At 37.5% G+C, this 2,448-nt stretch carries 5 protein-coding genes; all 5 read right to left on the minus strand.

Features of this window, described 5'->3' with window-relative positions:
- Positions 1–200: 200 nt before the first annotated feature.
- The gene (locus ACTND6_RS10820) at positions 201–563 is read right to left on the minus strand and encodes an HNH endonuclease (protein ID WP_441024242.1); all 363 of its coding nucleotides are present in this window, start codon (positions 561–563) and stop codon (positions 201–203) included.
- A 153-nt stretch (positions 564–716) separates the two neighbouring features.
- Positions 717–896, minus strand: coding sequence for a hypothetical protein (locus ACTND6_RS10825; protein ID WP_441024239.1), 180 nt, complete (start codon positions 894–896; stop codon positions 717–719).
- Positions 897–1,054: 158 nt separating this feature from the next.
- Positions 1,055–1,246, minus strand: a complete 192-nt coding sequence (locus ACTND6_RS10830) for a hypothetical protein (protein ID WP_441024236.1) — start codon at positions 1,244–1,246, stop codon at positions 1,055–1,057.
- 1 nt (position 1,247) lies between these two features.
- Entirely contained in the window at positions 1,248–1,391 is a 144-nt protein-coding gene (locus ACTND6_RS10835; RefSeq protein ID WP_441024234.1) for a hypothetical protein, read from the minus strand.
- 289 nt (positions 1,392–1,680) lie between these two features.
- Complete coding sequence (locus tag ACTND6_RS10840) at positions 1,681–2,079, minus strand: hypothetical protein (protein ID WP_441024233.1); 399 nt, start codon at positions 2,077–2,079, stop codon at positions 1,681–1,683.
- Positions 2,080–2,448: the final 369 nt, after the last annotated feature.

The raw sequence follows: 2,448 nt of genomic DNA on the forward strand, positions 1-2,448 counted from the left end.
TTGTTCATATCTGAGAAAAATATTTCATTGAAGAAAAAAAGCACTACGCAAGTTAATGCGCAGTGCACTTTAGAGATTCAATTGGTTCAATGCCTTAACTTAATGACATTGCTGATTTCAGAATGCTTAGCGTTTCCGCGAGAAATATTCGCAGTGCGGGCGGGTTATCAGCCTGCCAGGCTCTTGGGGAGGTACTCCCCCTATTTAGACCTGTATTCAGACCAGTTCATTGACTGAGGAAGAATACGATTGCTTATTGCCTTGTCATCAGCCAGGAAGACTATCTTTGCTGTCTTGTCAGCCTTTGCTCTGTTGCATGACAGATGTGCAAGCTGAAGATTGTCTATGTCTGAAGGATGTCCGCCTTTAGAAACAGGAACAATATGATCAATCGTTGCAGACATAGGATGAGGAAACTTCAGAGAGAAGTCCACAGGCCTGCCACATAAAGCACAGACAGTCTGTGTTGCATAGATTCTCTTCTTGTTCTTATCGAATGCTGCACGGTGTGTTCCGTCTTTATCTGGTCTGAATCTAGCACCAGAGGTACCTCTTCTAACCATGTGTTATCTTTCTCGACAAGTAAACCTTGCGCCAGTGTGTGTAAGCTGGACATCTCCCAGGAGCGTTACAGTGACTGCGAATGTCGCACTGTCCACACGGTGACTTTACGTCCTTGTTCAGTTGTTTAAGTTTGTTTACATGCTTTTCCATAGTCATCTCTTTATTCTGTTAGCCATCCTGTACCACTTCTGATATTTTTTACATCGTACCCAGTCAGTACAGACAGCTGTGCAATATAGACATGGTGAAGTATGCAACTGTTGCAGCCTTCTCATATGCTGCTTGTATTCTTCTTCTGACAAGTGTGATACATCAATTACATCTTCATCCATGATCATTCCTCTTTAAAGGCACCGTCAGAAAACATTAGTACAACAGAAAACAGTAATCAGAAAGGAGGTTCGACAGTGCCACGTAAAAAGAGAGTCCTTATGAACTCTCTTTCGACACTACCATAATAGCACGTAGTATTTGGACAATTTGGACAGATTTATTTTTTTGCCTTTTCAATTGTCTCCTGCATTGCTTGTCTGATAGCTTCTGCCTGTGAAATACCAAGTACTTTACAAGCATCTTTGAACTCCTGTGCAAAATCCTTTGGAAATGTTCCACCAATACGTGTACAGTTTTCTTTGATCCAACTGTTCTGCTGCTTATACTGTTTACTTTTATCGTTTACCATATTACTTAATATAGATCACGGCAATAACAACACTGCAAGCAGATGAAATCAGATTTCCGATAGAATGATTTAGAATGCCAGCCATACAAAGCATTCCACTAATAAAGAATAATGCAGAGCTTAAAACTTTTTTTCTTGTTGTCATTTCCTTTAATTGATGAGTATAATTTATTCTGTAAAGTAGTTGGGAGACTTTGTCTCCCTTGCTACTACTTTTTTAAACTTGTTAGAAGAATTCCGATTAAGTCAACAATTATCGACAGGAGCATAAGTTTGTCAGCTCTGCTCCACTTCTTCGAAGCAAGTTTTTTCTTTTTTTTACCCATCATTTCCTCCTTTCTGATATTATTATATCATATTACACGTAATATGCAAGTATATTATCACTAATATTTAAAGAAATTCAAAAAAAGTGCCGTAGATATGGCACTTCTTCACTCTTTTCCAAAGTATCGGAAAACAGCTTTCCTGGCATTGTAGTAATTACCGTTTTTGTATCCGTATACTCTTTTTGAAGTCTCTTTCCACGTATAGCCTAGCAGATAGTGATATCTGATGCAGGAGCGAACGAATGGATCATCAACTGTATATAGCCAGTCTTCAATTGTTTCAGCTTTTGTTCTAAGATCATTTATTTTCTTATTGTACAGATTTTCAAGCTTTTGAATTTTCTTCAGTGCAGATTCAACTGGTGAGTGAGGTTCTGCGTTAAAGGAACCAGCAGAACTGAACGATGGTGAGTGGTAAGTGTTGTACATTGCATAGATTTGTTCATTAAGTGCATCTATTTCTGCTGAGATCCATCTGTACTGTTCTAGTTCCTCGATTGTCACTTTCTGTCCCTCATAAATCTAGCTCCTCTAAACTGTATTTCTTATCAAGTTCCATACCTTTATACATAGTTCCTATTTTAAAAGCTGGAAAACACATATTTTCTTCTTCGTCTTCTTTTAACGATTTCACACGTATTGCAATGTATTCAAAATCGTTGTTAAGCCTATGTTTAGAGACAGTCACAATTATTTTTCTAAAAGGGTGCAATGTAGAACTGAGATAGTCTTTTTCAAATTTTGTAAGTATCTTTTCTTTATGTGTAGAACGTCACATTAAATACACTAAGAAAATCAAATTAAATGCCAGAAGACATAACGTGAAATTCCGAAGTATTCAAATTATTTGATGCTGGTATTCAAATTGTTTAC

It is taken from the genome of Bulleidia sp. HCP3S3_C9, assembly GCF_052064035.1.
Classification (GTDB): domain Bacteria; phylum Bacillota_I; class Bacilli_A; order Erysipelotrichales; family Erysipelotrichaceae; genus Bulleidia.

Coding starts and splice junctions, on each gene's coding strand:
- ACTND6_RS10830 (WP_441024236.1), bottom strand. CDS start 1,246: ATGGTAAACGATAAAAGTAAACAGTATAAGCAGCAGAACAGTTGGATC.
- ACTND6_RS10820 (WP_441024242.1), bottom strand. CDS start 563: ATGGTTAGAAGAGGTACCTCTGGTGCTAGATTCAGACCAGATAAAGAC.
- ACTND6_RS10825 (WP_441024239.1), bottom strand. CDS start 896: ATGGATGAAGATGTAATTGATGTATCACACTTGTCAGAAGAAGAATAC.
- ACTND6_RS10835 (WP_441024234.1), bottom strand. CDS start 1,391: ATGACAACAAGAAAAAAAGTTTTAAGCTCTGCATTATTCTTTATTAGT.